This window comes from Bradyrhizobium sp. HKCCYLS3013 (assembly GCF_051167615.1).
Classification (GTDB): domain Bacteria; phylum Pseudomonadota; class Alphaproteobacteria; order Rhizobiales; family Xanthobacteraceae; genus Bradyrhizobium.
Genome location: NZ_JBNPTK010000010.1, coordinates 59,158 through 74,208, shown reverse-complemented (window position 1 = coordinate 74,208; position 15,051 = coordinate 59,158). Strand labels below are relative to the sequence as shown.

16 protein-coding genes and 1 pseudogene are annotated in these 15,051 nt (G+C 66.3%); 4 read left to right on the top strand and 13 right to left on the bottom strand.

The window, feature by feature from the left end; translation table 11 throughout:
* Window positions 1-296: 296 nt before the first annotated feature.
* Both ACQR1F_RS18910 and ACQR1F_RS18905 read left to right on the top strand, forming a co-directional pair.
* Entirely contained in the window at window positions 297-887 is a 591-nt protein-coding gene (locus tag ACQR1F_RS18910) for a TIGR03809 family protein (protein ID WP_434913634.1), read from the top strand.
* 106 nt (window positions 888-993) lie between these two features.
* Window positions 994-1,629, top strand: coding sequence for a hypothetical protein (locus tag ACQR1F_RS18905; RefSeq protein ID WP_434913633.1), 636 nt, complete (start codon window positions 994-996; stop codon window positions 1,627-1,629).
* A gap of 18 nt (window positions 1,630-1,647) precedes the next feature.
* On the opposite strand, the pseudogene ACQR1F_RS18900 reads toward ACQR1F_RS18905, so the two are convergent.
* Window positions 1,648-2,378 (bottom strand): annotated as a pseudogene (locus ACQR1F_RS18900) (TIGR03808 family TAT-translocated repetitive protein); the annotation flags it as partial.
* A gap of 54 nt (window positions 2,379-2,432) precedes the next feature.
* Here ACQR1F_RS18900 and ACQR1F_RS18895 point away from each other — a divergent pair.
* Both ACQR1F_RS18895 and ACQR1F_RS18890 read left to right on the top strand, forming a co-directional pair.
* Complete coding sequence (locus ACQR1F_RS18895; protein WP_434913632.1) at window positions 2,433-3,029, top strand: TetR/AcrR family transcriptional regulator; 597 nt, start codon at window positions 2,433-2,435, stop codon at window positions 3,027-3,029.
* 70 nt (window positions 3,030-3,099) lie between these two features.
* Window positions 3,100-3,966, top strand: coding sequence for a DMT family transporter (locus tag ACQR1F_RS18890; protein WP_434913631.1), 867 nt, complete (start codon window positions 3,100-3,102; stop codon window positions 3,964-3,966).
* 13 nt (window positions 3,967-3,979) lie between these two features.
* Here the strand turns inward: ACQR1F_RS18890 and ACQR1F_RS18885 are convergent, their stop codons facing one another.
* The 12 genes from ACQR1F_RS18885 to folP all read right to left on the bottom strand — a co-directional run bounded on the left by ACQR1F_RS18885 (window position 3,980) and on the right by folP (window position 15,038).
* Entirely contained in the window at window positions 3,980-5,356 is a 1,377-nt protein-coding gene (locus ACQR1F_RS18885) for a TIGR03808 family TAT-translocated repetitive protein (protein ID WP_434913630.1), read from the bottom strand.
* Window positions 5,357-5,468: 112 nt separating this feature from the next.
* Window positions 5,469-6,119 carry a pyroglutamyl-peptidase I gene (locus tag ACQR1F_RS18880; RefSeq protein WP_434913629.1) on the bottom strand — a complete coding sequence of 217 codons (651 nt, stop codon included), beginning with the start codon at window positions 6,117-6,119 and terminating at the stop codon, window positions 5,469-5,471.
* Window positions 6,116-7,099 (bottom strand): methylmalonyl Co-A mutase-associated GTPase MeaB, encoded by a 984-nt coding sequence (gene meaB / locus ACQR1F_RS18875; protein ID WP_434913628.1) that lies wholly within the window; start codon window positions 7,097-7,099, stop codon window positions 6,116-6,118. The genes ACQR1F_RS18880 and meaB overlap by 4 nt, the downstream gene beginning before the upstream one ends.
* 1 nt (window position 7,100) lies before the next feature.
* Window positions 7,101-7,442, bottom strand: coding sequence for a HepT-like ribonuclease domain-containing protein (locus tag ACQR1F_RS18870; protein ID WP_434913627.1), 342 nt, complete (start codon window positions 7,440-7,442; stop codon window positions 7,101-7,103).
* Between the two features lies 1 nt (window position 7,443).
* On the bottom strand, window positions 7,444-7,758 hold the full coding sequence (locus ACQR1F_RS18865) for a nucleotidyltransferase family protein (protein WP_434847190.1): 315 nt from the start codon (window positions 7,756-7,758) through the stop codon (window positions 7,444-7,446).
* Window positions 7,759-7,808: 50 nt separating this feature from the next.
* Window positions 7,809-8,585 carry an RsiV family protein gene (locus tag ACQR1F_RS18860; protein ID WP_316182550.1) on the bottom strand — a complete coding sequence of 259 codons (777 nt, stop codon included), beginning with the start codon at window positions 8,583-8,585 and terminating at the stop codon, window positions 7,809-7,811.
* Window positions 8,586-8,710: 125 nt separating this feature from the next.
* Entirely contained in the window at window positions 8,711-10,867 is a 2,157-nt protein-coding gene (gene scpA / locus ACQR1F_RS18855; RefSeq protein WP_434913626.1) for a methylmalonyl-CoA mutase, read from the bottom strand.
* A 19-nt stretch (window positions 10,868-10,886) separates the two neighbouring features.
* Window positions 10,887-11,351: a GFA family protein gene (locus ACQR1F_RS18850; RefSeq protein ID WP_434913625.1), complete on the bottom strand. Its 465-nt coding sequence runs from the start codon at window positions 11,349-11,351 to the stop codon at window positions 10,887-10,889.
* Window positions 11,348-13,216 (bottom strand): methylmalonyl-CoA mutase family protein, encoded by a 1,869-nt coding sequence (locus ACQR1F_RS18845; RefSeq protein WP_434913624.1) that lies wholly within the window; start codon window positions 13,214-13,216, stop codon window positions 11,348-11,350. The genes ACQR1F_RS18850 and ACQR1F_RS18845 overlap by 4 nt, the downstream gene beginning before the upstream one ends.
* 102 nt (window positions 13,217-13,318) lie before the next feature.
* Window positions 13,319-13,810, bottom strand: a complete 492-nt coding sequence (folK, locus tag ACQR1F_RS18840) for a 2-amino-4-hydroxy-6-hydroxymethyldihydropteridine diphosphokinase (RefSeq protein ID WP_316218106.1) — start codon at window positions 13,808-13,810, stop codon at window positions 13,319-13,321.
* A gap of 5 nt (window positions 13,811-13,815) precedes the next feature.
* Window positions 13,816-14,184, bottom strand: a complete 369-nt coding sequence (gene folB / locus ACQR1F_RS18835; RefSeq protein WP_315804226.1) for a dihydroneopterin aldolase — start codon at window positions 14,182-14,184, stop codon at window positions 13,816-13,818.
* Window positions 14,181-15,038 carry a dihydropteroate synthase gene (folP, locus tag ACQR1F_RS18830; protein ID WP_434899719.1) on the bottom strand — a complete coding sequence of 286 codons (858 nt, stop codon included), beginning with the start codon at window positions 15,036-15,038 and terminating at the stop codon, window positions 14,181-14,183. Before folP ends, folB begins: the two co-directional genes overlap by 4 nt.
* Between the last annotated feature and the right edge of the window lie 13 nt (window positions 15,039-15,051).

The window sequence follows — 15,051 nt, the reverse complement described above, 5'->3', positions numbered from 1 at the left end:
GGACGGGTCTTTCATTTTTGAGCGAGGTCGAAGCCCGGCAACGTCGATATCCGGCAGTGTCTCGCGCCCCTGAGGGGAACATCTTTGGGTTGTTAGGGATGCCGTTGGTCGCGTTCGTATTGCCGCGCTTGGCCAAAGCCCGAAAAAACACGGACAAAATTTCCGCACGACTACGGTTTGGCCGCCAAACAACATGGCATTAGCTAGACTTTGTTAACCTTTTCCACAAAATATTCACGTCACGTTGCGTTGATTCGTGCCGAGTGCGTCCGTCCCCTTCTCTCACGGGCTCCCCTATGACACATCGACCGGACGTGGCTTGCAGCCGCGAACTGGCTGCGCGCTGGTGCGCGCTTGCTGAACGGCGCCTCGACCATCTCACCGAGCTGTTCGATAGCGGCCGCTGGCGCCGCTACTACACCGAGCAGTCTCTCCTCGACGATATCCGCCAGGCCAAGGCCGCGGTGCAGACCTGGAAGGGCCTGTCCGAACCCGAGGCGGTGAGCATCGTTCCCAGCCAGACGCCGCCCGCGATCGTGGCCGTGCAGCCGGCATCGGTGCGCCGGGCCGAGCCGCAGGCCATCGTGCATCGCCCGATCGAGCTGCCACGTTCGCTCGAAACCATCCTTGCCGGCTCCGAGATCATCGTCGAAGCCGAGATCGAGCTGGTCGAGGATGATCGTGAGCCGGCCGACCTCATGGAATCCGACGACATGGCGGAAGATGACGTCGCGCCTGAGCCGGCCGCCGCACCGCCGCGCATCGACATGGCGGCGCTGGCGCAGGCCCTGAGCATCGGCATCGACGCCGGCGCCGAATATGACGAGCCGGCCGTCGATCTCGACGCCATCGAGCGCCGCTATCCGGCGCTGGCGGTCGCGTATTAGCTTCGCCCAACCGGTTCGACTGGACGAAAACGTCCGCATTTCGCTGGTAGTTACTTAAGCGTTCCTCGCTAGACTCGGCCGTGGGTCATGAGGAGGCGCCGTGTTCATGCCATATGCAGTCGTGGTCTCCGCGTTCAGCGCGATGGTCGGGGCAGCTCTCGGCATGATTGGTCTGCAGTCATGGTATGCGATCAAGGCCTTGATGCTGATCGGAGCATCGCTCGGCATGGCCGGCGCATTGCTGGAACTCTGGCGCCAGACCGTCCCTTTGGCCGCTTCGGTGGATGAGTATCGGCGCGCTGCGAACATCGTTGTGATGCGAGGTGCAGCAAAACCCTATTTCAAGGTCGCGCTGATCGCGTCTCTGCCTATCAGCCTCCTTCAGTCTGCTGTTCTTCTGGTACATCCCGCGAACATCATCTGGGTATGGCTTTTCAGCTGGTCGGCGATCATCGGCACTACGCTTTTCAAGGTGTGGTCGAGCAGCCAACTGCGGCTGTCTGGGCGATTCGACCTGTTACAAATGATCAGTGGCATGACGGCCGTAGCCATTTTCGGAGTTTTGCTGATGCCGCCGCTGCTGGTGAGAGACATCGTTGCTGAGCAGATTCCGATGGTCGAGCTGCTGCGCATGACTGTGCTTTACGACACCTGCGTTGCGTTCATCGCGTCGTTGCTGGCGATGTTCCTTGCCAATGCTCTGCACCGCCGCTCCTTGGAGGGCGGAACGGAGCGAACATGAGGTCCGGCCTGTCTCGACTCATCGCGCAGCGTTGCCGCTGACCACGAGCTGCGCAAAGCGCTGCGCGCCGTCCTGCGTCAGGTCCGAGGTGACTGGCTTGATGTGATCGAGCCCGATCACGGCGCCGCGCGGCGTGCCGGAGATCACGTTGTTGCCGACCATCGCCGTGCCTGCGCCTGGGACGACCGACACGCCGACGCCCGCCAGGGCGTTGCGGATCACGTTGCCGGAAATGACCACGTCACGGAGATAGCGGCCCCAGCCGGCGACGATGCCGTAGGACGGGGCGTTCTCGACCACGTTGCCGGTCACCGAGGAGTCCGCCTCGATATAGATTCCGATACCGGCATCGTCGTCAGGTGCTGTGCCGATCGGTCGCTTCGGGATCAGGTTGCGGATGATGTTGCCCTGGACCACCGCGATGGAGATCACGGCGCCCTCGAACGAGAACTCCGAGTACAGCGCGACCTCGCGCACGTCGGTCACGCTGTTGCCGACGATCTGGATGTTAGAGGCCGAGTTGCCGCGCACTGCTGAGTAGTCGCAATTCCTGATGCGGTTGCCGCGCACGATCACGTTGCCGGCGCGGAAGGCGTTGATGGCATTGCCGTACTGGCCCGAGCCGCCGGGACCGGCCTTGATGTCCTCAATGCGATTGTCGAGCACCATGGTGCCGTCGTCGCCGATCGCTGTGCGCAGGATCCGATGCCGTTGTCACGCGTGCCCCTGATGGTGTTGCGCGAAGCGGCTTGCGATTTGAGGACCGTTCGGTCTATATATCGTCCATGAGCCGCCCAACCCCGATGCAGTTGCAACGTGGCCGCCCGCGAAGTTTCGATGTGGATGCCGCTGTCGAACGGGCCATGGGTGTGTTCTGGTCGCGCGGCTACCACGCCACCGCGCTCCCGGACCTTCTTCGCGCAACGAAGCTCTCTCGCGGCAGCCTTTACGCCGCCTTCGGTGACAAGCACTCGCTGTTCCTGCTCGCACTCGACCGCTACATCGCCGATGCCCTGACACGGATGGAGAGCGAGCTCGACCCCGGCAGAGACCCCGTCGACGGCCTGCGGGTCTACCTGAGCGGCTACGTCGAACGTACGCGCGGCGCCAATGGCCGGCGCGGCTGCCTGCTGGTGGCCACGGCCATGGAGCTTGCTGGTCAGGATGCCGAAGCCGGCCGACGCATCGCGGGCTTTTTCAAAGCGATGGAAGTCAAGGTGGCGGATGCATTGTCTCGTGCGATGGCGGCGGGCAGGCTGGCCGATGGCGTCGAGCCTTCAAGCGCCGCGCGCATCCTCGTCTGTTTCGTCGAGGGGCTGCGCGTGGTCGCCAAACCGGGTCCGACACCCATCACATCGCAGGCCACCGTCGACGCTCTGATCGATCGTTTCATCAGCTAGATCACAGATCGAGGCCTCGGCAATGGGTGCGTCAATATCTGGACTGATCGGTCTTGAAAGGAAGGGTTCCATGTCTGCCATCCAGATCGTCTGCGCCGTGGCCGTTCCTTTGCTCTGGGGTTATCAGTTCGTGGTCATCAAGGTCGGCGTGACGGAGTTTCCGCCGCTGTTCTTCCTCGCGCTTCGCTTTCTGGCGATCGCTCTGCTGCTCGTCCCGTTCGTCAAAACACCCACCCGTCGACAGCTCGGTCATATCGCAGCAATTTCCCTTTTTCTCGGCGGACTGAACTTCGGGCTGTTCTATGTCGGCCTTGGGCTCGGCTCGGGCAGCATGTCGGCCGTTGCGTATCAACTCGCGACGCCGTTCACCGTTCTGCTGGCGTGGCCGCTGCTCGCGGAGAGGCCGTCTCTCACCACGTCCGCTGGAGTCGCGCTTGCCTTCGTCGGCGTGGTCGTGCTGGCGGCCGGGCCGGGCCTGTCGGCAAACGTGCTTCCGCTGCTGCTGGTGGTTGGAGCAGCCTTCGCATTCGCGGTGTCCAACGTTCTGACCAAGCGCTACGGCCCTTTTGACCCTCTGATGCTGACGGCATGGTCGTCGCTGCTCACGGTGCCGCAGGTGATGCTGATGTCGTTGCTCGTTGAACATGGGCAACTGGGCAGCCTTGTCGCAGCGGATGGGCGCGGCTGGCTGGCGCTCGCCTACACGATATTCATTGGAGGAATTGTCGGGTTTGGCCTTTGGTTCTGGTTGATCGCACGCTGCTCGATGAGCCGCGTGGCGCCCTTTGGCCTGTTACTCCCAATGTTCGCCGTGGTTTCGAGCGTTCTATTCCTTGGCGACCTCGTGACCCCCCGGTTGATTGCGGGTGGGCTGCTCGCAATCATCGGCGTCGCCCTGACGCAAGTCAGGCCTGGCCTTCGACCAATACGCGCCTGAGAGGAGGGCAGGCTCAGCTTGGGCGCACGGCGTTGCCGCTGACCACGAGCTGCGCAAATCGCTGCGCGCCGTCCTGCGTCAGGTCTGAGGTGACCGGCTTGATGTGATCGAGCCCGATCACGGCGCCCCGCGGCGTGCCGGAGATCACGTTGTTGCCGACCATCGCCGTGCCTGTGCCTGGGACGACCGACACGCCGACGCCCGCCAGGGCGTTGCGGATCACGTTGCCGGAAATGACCACGTCACGGAGATAGCGGCCCCAGCCGGCGACGATGCCGTAGGACGGGGCGTTCTCGACCACGTTGCCGGTCACCGAGGAGTCCGCCTCGACATAGATTCCGATACCGGCATCGTCGTCAGGTGCTGTGCCGATCGGTCGCTTCGGGATCAGGTTGCGGATGATGTTGCCCTGGACCACCGCGATGCGGCCGCCTTCGTTGAAGTTGCAGACGGAAACGCCGAACGCGGCGCCGTCCACCGTATTGCCCGAGATCACGGCGCCCTCGAACGAGAACTCCGAGTAGAGCGCGACCTCGCGCACGTCGGTCACGCTGTTGCCGACGATCTGGATGTTGGAGGCCGAGTTGCCGCGCACTGCTGAGTAGTCGCAATTCCTGATGCGGTTGCCGCGCACGATCACGTTGCCGGCGCGAAAGGCGTTGATGGCATTGCCGTACTGGCCCGAGCCGCCGGGGCCGGCCTTGATGTCCGCGATGAAGTTGTCGAGCACCATGGTGCCGTCGTCGCCGATCGCGGTGCGCAGGATCTCGATGCCGTTGTCGCGCGTGCCCTTGATGGCATTGCGCGACACGATCAGGCCGAGCGCATCGAACGACACGATCGCGGTGACGGCGACGTCGGTCAGGACGTTGCCGCTGACATCGCCGGAGACCTGCTCGAGCCAGATGCCGCTGCCGCCGGAGCGCGTGACCTCGCAGTCCTGGATCCTGACATCGTTGCCGGCTGCAACGTGAAGCAGGCCGCGCCGCTGGGGAAGGGCGATGCCGCCGCCGTCGAGCGCGATGCCGCTGATGCCGAGGCCATCGGCGCCTTCTGCCGAGAGCAGCGACGGGCCGCCGCCGGTGAACACGAGCTTCGTGGCGCCGCGGACGCCGACCAACTGGCTGCCTTTGGCGAGCCTGAGCATCGAGCTCCGGTAGGTGCCCGGCGGCAGCGCCAGCGGCGCCTGCGCCCGCGCCGCCTCGTCGATCGCGCGCTGCAGGGCACGGGTCTGGTCATCCGGGCTGTTGGGCTTGACGCCAAATTGGGTGGCGTCGCGGCCGAGCGTGGAGATCAAGGGGACAGCCTGCGCCGGTTCACTCGGCAGCGCCAGCACGGCGGCAGCGGCGGCCGCTGAAGTCCCGAGCAGGTTGCGGCGGTTGACGTCCATGATGTCAGGCTCGCGTTGGTCAGTTCTCGCTTGCCGAGATAACGCAAAAGCGCTCACGGCCGGCTTGGTCGGACGGTCGCAGCGGCTGTTTGTTGCGGGTAGGGTTAAATCTTTACGCTCGGCCTCGATGCCGCGCCAGCTTCACCAGCTCCATCAGCATGGCTTCGCCGGCATCGACCAGCGCGTCCAGCGTGATGCGGGGGCTGCCTTGTGGCAGTACCGTGCCGGAGCGCGGCAGCGGCGGGATGTGGATGAAGGCGGCGAGCCGCGGGCCGTCGGCGGCCCTGGTCGCCTCGATCGCGCGCCAGCTCAGATAGTTGCAAAGATAGCTGCCGGCATCGCGCGAAGCCCGCGCATCGATGCCGGTAGCGCGTGCCGCGCGCAGCAGTCGCGCCATGTGCGGGCCGAAGGAGATCGGATGCGCGCCCGGGACGATCAGGCCCTTGTGCGCGACGTGGCGGTCGGCATCGGGAAAGGTGGTGGTGACCGCGTTGCGGGCACGGGTCTCGATCCGCAGATAGGATGTTCGTCCCGCGAGGCCGAACATCAACAGCGCATGCGGGCGCCGCTCGGCGATCAATGCGGGCAGCTCGCGATCGACGGTATCGTAGGTCACGTGAAAGATGTGGCTGGAGATGTCGACATCAGCCAGCGCCGGGCGCCGCAGCGCCGCGAGCCGTTTCACCAGCGGCATGGTGGGGTTGGACGGCGCGCCGGGGAACGGGCCGAATCCGGTGATCAGGATGCGCGTTCGCTCGCTCAACTCAGCATCTCCGCGAGCTGCTCGGCGGCCAGCGCCGGCGCGACGCGGCCCTCGGCGACATCGCTCTCCAGCTTCTTCACTTTCGCGCGGATCGACGCATCGGTGCGCAGCCGGGCCATCAGGCGCTGCTCCAGCATGGTCCACATCCATTTCACCTGCTGGTCGCGCCGCCGCGCGGCGAACTCGCCGGACGCGATCATCGCCTTGCGATGATCGCGCACCTTCTGCCACAGCTCGGCGATGCCTGTGCCTGATATGGCCGAATAGGTCACGACCGGCGGATGCCAATGCTCGGAGCGGGGCGCCAGCAGATGCAGCGCGCCGCGATAGTCGGCGGCGGTGATGTTGGCGCGCTTGACGTTGTCGCCATCGGCCTTGTTGATCGCGATCATGTCGGCGAGCTCGACCAGGCCCTTCTTGATGCCCTGCAGCTCGTCGCCGCCGCCGGGCAGCATCAGCGCGAGGAAGAAATCGGTCATGTCGCAGACCGCGGTCTCGGACTGGCCGATGCCGACGGTCTCGACGAGGATCACGTCGAAGCCCGCGGCCTCGCACAGCAGCATCGCCTCGCGCGTCTTGGCGGCGACGCCGCCGAGCGTGCCGGAGGAGGGCGAGGGGCGGATGAAGGCCTGCTCGTGATGGGACAATCGCGCCATCCGCGTCTTGTCGCCGAGGATCGAACCGCCGGTGCGCGCCGAGGACGGGTCGACCGCGAGCACCGCGACCTTGTGGCCCTGTCCGATCAGGTACATGCCGAGGGCATCGATCGTGGTGGATTTGCCGACGCCGGGCGAGCCGGTGATGCCGACGCGGATCGCGTGCCCCGTCTGCGGCAGCAGCGCCTGCACCAGCTCCCGCGCGGCGGCCTGGTGGTCGGCACGGCGGCTCTCGACCAGCGTGATCGCGCGCGCCAGCGCGGCGCGGCTGCCGGCGCGGAGCGCATAGGCCAATGAGGTGGTGTCGGTGCCCCGCGAGATCATTCTACTTCAAGTCGGTGAGCTTGCCGCTGACGAACGTTTTCAAAGCCGGCAGTTCACTGGCTATGACATCCCAGACGACGGCAACGTCGGTGGTGTGATAGGCATGCCGCAGCAGGTTTCCGAAGTCGATCATTTTCCGCCAGTGGATAGTCGGACTCTCGCTCTTGATGCTGTCGGGAATGTTGCGGGAGGCCTCGTAAATGATCTCGAGCAGGCGCTCGGTCGCCAGGCGCAACAGGCGGTCAGAGCTGAAGGCCGCGAGATCGGCACCGGCGACAAGCTGTTCGATTTCCGCAATGGCTTCGGCAATGTCCCGTAGCCGGTCTTCGACGGTCGGAGGCATCTCAAAACACCTCGATCAGGTCATCGGCAATTCGATCGACGATCCGCCGCTTTAACCGCGCTCGTTGCGTGATTTGGACGCGCAGTCCGATGTCGTCCTCGATGAGGTGCTGGGCCTTGAAGTGATCGAAGGCGGGAGGGAATCCGGGGGGCGTAGTTTCAACGAGAACGTCGAGGTCGCTGTCGGGACGGGCGTCGCCGCGCGCACGCGAACCGAACAGCGACAGTCGCGTGATGCCGGCCTTTCGCAGGGCCGGCGCAAGGGCCTGCAGCCGGCCGATGATCGTCATGAGGCGAATGTCAGCGACGTCGTTCATGAGGACAGTCTAGCATATCCAGCCATCGGCTGCACGGCCGCCGGTTGGCTTCACTGGTCTTCCGCATCCCCCTTCGGCCTGGCGCCGCCGAAGATCGCCTGGCCCTCCGGTGAAAGATACGGCTTCAGCGTCTCCCACGGCACGAAGGCGACGTACTGGCCTTCGGCGTAAGGGCCGACCGCGTAAGGCGGGTAGTGGAAGGTCAGGCCGGAGCTCTTTCCGGCCTCCGTGGAGGGAGCGAGCGTCACGGCGCCGATCTTCAGCAGCTTCGGCTCCAGCCCCTTGAACCATTCGGCGGTCGCCGTCTCCGTGGCGTCGCGCTTCTTTTTCTCGGCCTTCAGCGACGTGATCACCGCATTCAGCATCGCCTTCATCGTGGGGCCGTTGTCGGCGGTGTCGGTGAAGAACGGGCGGATGCTGATCGGCTTGGCCGCGGCCTTGTCCCAGAGGATGGTGTTGACGTCGCTGTTGGGATGCGCGGCGCGCGTGTCCATGTAGTCGTCCCGGAGGATGCTGACGTAGCGGTCGGCGACGACCGAGCGAATGGAATATCTGCGCTCGAACGACCACTTGCCGTCGCGGAACGTTTCCGGATCCTCCTTGCGCTCCTTGGCGGCGTCAGCGGCGTTCTTGTCGATCCACTTCTTGCCGTCGGCGAGGCAGTAGGCGGCGAGCGGCGCGTCCGCCCTGATCCGGGCATCGAGCGTCACGTTGGCCTCGACCGCCTTGGTGTTGATGCTGGCGTCCGGCTTGGGATCGGCGGCGAGGACCGGGGCGGCCAGGAACAGGCCAAGCAGCGCAGCGGCGCAAAGTGTCGAACGGGTCATGGCTATCAATATCCAGCGGATGAAGATGCGTATCGCCAGGGAATGCTGAGGTTCATCTGCAAAAACGTAGCGGCGCACGATCTGACGATCGTACGCCGGAGAGCTGCGCTCGCGGATTCGAAAAACTATTCCGCTGCCTGGCTGTGGCCGAGCCGCGCGTTGAGTTTGTGGATCAGTTCCTCGGCGGCGTCGGCGATCACGGTGCCCGGCGGGAAGATCGCTTCCGCGCCGGACTTGTACAGCGCGTCGTAATCCTGCGGCGGCACCACGCCGCCGACGATGATCATGATGTCCTCGCGGCCCTGCTTCTTGAGCGCGGCCTTGAGCTCCGGCACCGCGGTGAGATGCGCGGCGGCGAGCGACGACACGCCGAGAATGTGGACGTCGTTCTCGACGGCCTGCCTCGCCGCCTCGTCGGCGGTGGCGAACAGCGGCCCGATGTCGACGTCGAAGCCGATGTCGGCGAAAGCGGACGCGATCACCTTCTGGCCGCGGTCGTGGCCGTCCTGGCCGATCTTGGCGACGAGGATGCGCGGCCGGCGGCCTTCCGCCTCCTCGAACGCCTCGATCAGCGCCTGCAGCTTCTCGGCTTTGCCGGACATGGCGGCGATCTCCCGCTTGTAGACGCCGGTGATGGACTTGATCTCGGCGCGGTGGCGGCCGAACACCTTTTCCAGCGCGTCGGAGATCTCGCCGACGGTGGCCTTGGCGCGCGCGGCGTCGATCGCGAGCGCCAGCAGGTTGCCGTTGCCGTCGCCGGCCGAGCGCGTCAGCGCCGCCAGCGCCGCGTCGACCTCGGCCTGCTTGCGCTCGGACTTCAGCCGCGACAGCTTGTCGATCTGCAGCCGGCGCACGGTGGAATTGTCGACCTTGAGAACGTCGAGCGGCGGCTCGTCGGTCGGCTTGTACTTGTTGACGCCGATGACGGACTGGCGCCCGGTGTCGATCCGCGCCTGGGTCTTGGCCGAGGCCTCCTCGATGCGCAGCTTCGGCACGCCGGCCTCGATCGCCTTGGCCATGCCGCCGAGCTCCTCGATCTCCTGGATGTGGCCCCAGGCCTTCGCGGCGAGATCGCGGGTGAGACGCTCGACGTAGTACGAGCCGCCCCAGGGATCGATGATCCGGGTGGTGCCGCTCTCCTGCTGCAGGAACAATTGCGTGTTGCGGGCGATGCGCGCGGAGAAGTCGGTGGGCAGCGCCAGCGCCTCGTCGAGCGCGTTGGTGTGCAGCGACTGGGTGTGGCCTTGCGTGGCGGCCATCGCTTCGACCGCGGTGCGCACCACGTTGTTGTAGACGTCCTGCGCGGTCAGCGACCAGCCCGAGGTCTGGCTGTGCGTGCGCAGCGACAGCGAGCGCGCGTCCTTCGGATTGAACGGCTTCAGGAGCTTCGCCCACAACAGCCGCGCGGCGCGGAGCTTGGCGACCTCCATGAAGAAGTTCATGCCGATCGCCCAGAAGAACGACAGCCGTGGCGCGAAGCGGTCGACGTCGAGCCCCGCGGCGATGCCGGCGCGCAGATATTCGACGCCGTCGGCGAGCGTGTAGGCGAGCTCGAGGTCCTGCGTCGCGCCGGCCTCCTGCATGTGATAGCCGGAGATCGAGATCGAGTTGAACTTCGGCATCCGCTGCGAGGTGAAGGCGAAGATGTCGGAGATGATCCGCATCGAGGGCGAGGGCGGATAGATGTAGGTGTTGCGCACCATGAACTCTTTCAGAATGTCGTTCTGAATGGTGCCCGACAGCTTCTCCGGCGGCACGCCTTGTTCTTCGGCGGCGACGACGAACAGCGCGAGGATCGGCAGCACCGCGCCGTTCATGGTCATCGACACGCTCATCTGGTCGAGCGGAATGCCGGCGAACAAGGTGCGCATGTCGTAGATCGAGTCGATCGCGACGCCGGCCATGCCGACGTCGCCGCCGACGCGCGGGTGATCGGAATCATAGCCGCGATGGGTGGCGAGATCGAACGCGACCGAAAGACCCTTCTGGCCGGCGGCGAGATTGCGCCGGTAGAAGGCGTTGGAATCCTCCGCCGTGGAGAAGCCGGCATATTGCCGGACGGTCCAGGGCTGGTTGACATACATGGTCGGGTAGGGGCCGCGCAGATAGGGCGCGATGCCGGGCCAGGTGTCGAGGAAGTCGATGCCGGCGAGATCGGCCTCGCCATAGGCCGGTTTCACCGGAATGCCTTCCGGCGTCAGCCACGGCTCGGCGGTCCCCGCGGGCGCGGGGGCTGCGATGGGTTCGAACGCGATGGCGCTGAAATCAGGAATGCGGCTCATGGCCTCGTGTCCTCATCGCTCAGTCATGATCCGGATGCTGATGGCTGACGATACCAGCCATCTTCTCCGGTCCGTAGTTCTGCTGCGTGGTCTGGCTCGGCAGGTTGGCGATCGCGACCACCCAGCCGAGCCGGGATTCCGAGCCATATTGCCGCGTCGGCACCACCCGGTCCGGCCGGTCGAAGGTCCCGGTCATGATCTCGATGCGCGGCCCGTCGATGCGGCGAAAGCTCAGGGGCGTGCCGCATTGGCTGCAGAAGTCGCGCATCGCGATCGAGGAGGAATTGAACGCGGCTGGCTGGCCGCGGGTCCAGGCGAAGCTCTCATTGTTGATTTCGGCGAACGACGCGAACGGCGCGCCCGAAGCCTTCTGGCACATCCGACAATGGCAGATGCTGACCTTGCTCGGCGCCGACATCAGCGCGTAGCGGATCGCGCCGCATTGGCAGCCGCCGGTGAGGACGGGTTTGCTTTCGTCGGTCATGCTGACTCCAGATGCGCGTAGGCGTCCGCGAGCGTCTTCAATGCGTCGCCGCCGGCAAAGACGAAGCTGCCGATGCCGGCCTCGCGCAGCGCAGCTTCCTGTTCGCCGCCGCGGCCTGCCAGATAGATATGTCGCGCGCCGGCGGCCTGAAGGGCCTTGGCAGCGGGAACCGCGGCGTCGGCATAGACCTTGTCGGACGAGCAAAGGCAGGCGATCGCGGCGCCGGAGGCGCGGTAGGCATCTGCGAGCGCGGCCGGATCGGCGCCGCCCTGGCCGTCGATCGCGGCGATACCGCCGGCCTCGAAGAAGCTGCGGGCGAAGGTGGCGCGCGCGGTGAAGTCGGCGGCGGTGCCGAGATTGGCGAGGAACACCGAGGGGCGCTGTCCCTGGCGCTCCAACAGCGCGTCCGAGCGATCACGCAGCTTCTCGAAACCGTCCGCGAGACGGATCGGCGCGAGCGCGGCGAAGGTGAGCGAAGCCTTGTCGATCGGTTGCGGCGCCACCGGTGCGAGCGCTTCGACCGCGACCGCGGCCTCGTTGAGATTTGGAAACTCGCTGGCGCCGGTCAGCACGTCGCGGCGCCTCGCGATGTTGGCATCCCGCACCGCCTTGACCGCGGCGACCTTGGACTGGATCAGCCCGGTCTGCAGAGCCGCGCCCACGCCGCCGGCCTTCTCGATCTCCTGGAACAGGGCCCAGGCGGCGCTGCACAGCTCGCTGGTCAGCGCCTCGACGCCGCCGGCGCCGGCGGCCGGATCGGCGACGCGGGCGAGATTGCTTTCCTCCAGCAGCACCAGTTGCGTGTTGCGGGCGACGCGGCGCGCGAACGCGTCGGGCAGGCCGAGCGCGGTCGTATGCGGCAGCACCGTCACGGCGTTGGCGCCGCCGAGCCCGGCCGCAAACACGGCGATGGTGGCGCGCAGCATGTTCACGTAAGGATCGCGCCGGGTGAGCATGCGCCACGCCGTCTCGCCCGAGATGAAGAGCGGCTTCGGTGCCAGCCCGCACGCCTCCTCGACGCGTGCCCACAGCCGGCGCAGGCTGCGGAATTTCGCCAGCGTGAGGAACTGATCGGTGTCGGCGGCGAGCCGGCCATAGATCATGCCGCGCGCGGTCTCGAGCGCGATGCCTTCGGCTTCGAGCGCCCGCAGATAGGCGACACCAGAGGCGAGCACGAAGGCGAGCTCCTGCGCCTCCGATCCGCCGGCGTCGTGCACGACGCGGCCGTCGGCGGCGAAGAACGGGCCTTTGAAGCCGGCCTCGTGCAGCTGCCTGACCAGCGCGCCCGAATTGCCGCCGAGCGTCGATGCGTCATGCGTGCTTGCGCCGCGAACAGCGGCGTCCCCGATCGGATCGAGGCCGAACCGGATGTCGCAGGCCGCGGCCGCGATGCCGCGCTGCTTGACGATATCGGCGACGAGCGAGGCGGGCGAGAGCGAGTCACCGAGCTGCAATTCGATTGCAATCGCAGCATCGAGATGCACGCCGTCGAGCGCGCGCGCCACCGCGTCGGCGTTGGCGGCGAGGCCAAAGCCATGCGCGGCATTCGAGCCGGCAAATACCAGCGACAAACCGGTCGCGCCGCTCTCGAGGTCGATCAGCGCCTGCGCATTGGCCTTGGCCGGATCGGGATGATCGACGCGCTGCATGATCTGCCACGGCGCTGATGGTGCGCGGCCCGCGACCGGCGCGGCATGCTTGGCGCGCGGATAGATCGGCTGGATTTCGAGCCCGTCATAGGTCTTGCCAACCAGCTTCTCGAAGGCCGCACCCTTCAGCACGCCATCGACCAGCTTGCGCCAGTCCGCCTCGCCGGCCGGAGCGAAATCGGCCGCCAGTCGCAGATCGTCGGTCTCGGTCGTCATGTCGGCACGCGTCTCCCGGGGCGTCTGTTATCGCGATTGTTGTGGCGCAAAATGCCACGTCAGGGCGGCCAAGCCAAACGGTTGTTTGGCCGGAGATGTCAGCTATTCGGCTGACGGCAGCGGCCGGATTCCGTCGCGCGAAACGGCGAGCACGGCCTCGTCGACGCGGCGCCCGGCAATCCGTCGCGCCGGCACGATCTCGGACAACGGCACCAGCACGAAGCCGCGTTCGAACAGCCGGGGGTGCGGCAGCGTCAGATCGGGCGTGTCGACCGCGATGTCGTCATAGGCGATCAGATCGAGGTCGAGCGTCCGCGGACCCCAACGCGTCTCTTGCGCGCGATCGCGGCCGAACATGCGTTCGACCGCGTGCAGAGCGCTGAGCAGCCGCCGTGGGGGCATCGCGGTTGCGATCTCGATGCAGGCATTGATGAAGGGCGGCTGCTGCTCCTCGCCCCAAGGCGGCGTGGTGTAGTCGGACGACCGCGCAACGAGCGCAGCCGAGGCACGCGCGCAGATCTCCGGAATGGCGCGCCGGAACGTCGCCCTGACGTCGCCGACATTGCCGCCGAGAGCAACCAGCGCGCTTGCCATCGCCGTCACGGATGTCGCGAGCGCGTCAGCACGACGCCGACATCCTCGAAGATGGCGGCGATCGGCGCATGCGGCTTGTGCACCGTGACCTTGACGGCGCGAATGCGGGCGAAGGTCGACAGGATCGCATCGGCGACCGCGCCGGCCGCGCGTTCGAGCAGGCGGTAGTTGGTGTCCTTGAACGCCGCCGTCGCCGTCTCCACCACGTCGGAATAAGACACGGTGTCGGCGAGGCGGTCGCTGCGCGAGGAGTCCGACAGATCGGTGTAGAGTTCGAGGTCGATGACGAAGCGCTGGCCGACCTCGCTCTCATGCTCCATCACGCCATGACGCGCGTGGATGAGAACGCCCTTGATGAAGATCGTATCGGTCATCGCAGTGCCTCGATTGCCGCGGTCACGCGCACGGCCTGAACCGTCTCGACGACGTCATGCGCCCGGATGATTGCAGCACCGCGCCGAGCCGCAATCAGATGCGCCGCGATCGAGCCGCCGAGCCGCTCCTGCGGCTCCGACGCCACCACGGTGCTGATGAAACGTTTTCGCGATGCGCCGACCAGCAGCGGCAGCCCGAAGCGTGCGAATGCATCGAGCCGGGCCAGCGCCGTCATGCTCTGCTGCGGCGTCTTGCCGAAGCCGATACCGGGATCGAGCACGATGTTCCCAATGGAGATGCCGGCCTTGGCCGCGATGTCCAGCGAGCGCGTGAAGAAGCCCAGCATGTCTTCGATGATGTCGATCTCCGGATCGACGGCAGCACGGTTGTGCATCACCACGACCGGCGCGCCATGCGCGGCGACGACCGCGGCCATCGCGGGATCGCGCTGCAGGCCCCACACATCATTGGCGATTGCGGCACCATGGTCCAGCGCGTAACCTGCAACTTGAGATTTCATGCTGTCGATCGACACGGGCACGCCGAGTGCGACGATCGCAGGCAGGATCGGCTGCAGGCGCGCCAGTTCCTCCTCGGCTGTGACCGGCACCGCGCCCTTGTAGGGGCGGGTCGACTCGGCGCCGATGTCGATGATGTCGGCGCCGGCCGCGATCATGCGCTCGGCCTGCGCGATCGCCCGTTCCGGCGCATCGAAACGGCCGCCGTCCGAGAACGAATCCGGTGTGACGTTGAGAATGCCCATCACCGCCGGGAATGGACGCGAAAGCCACGGCCGCAGCAGCGGGTGGCTCGACGCGAGGTCCGGGGCGGAGTGCGGCGAAATGGCGCTCATGGGCGCCGCTTTG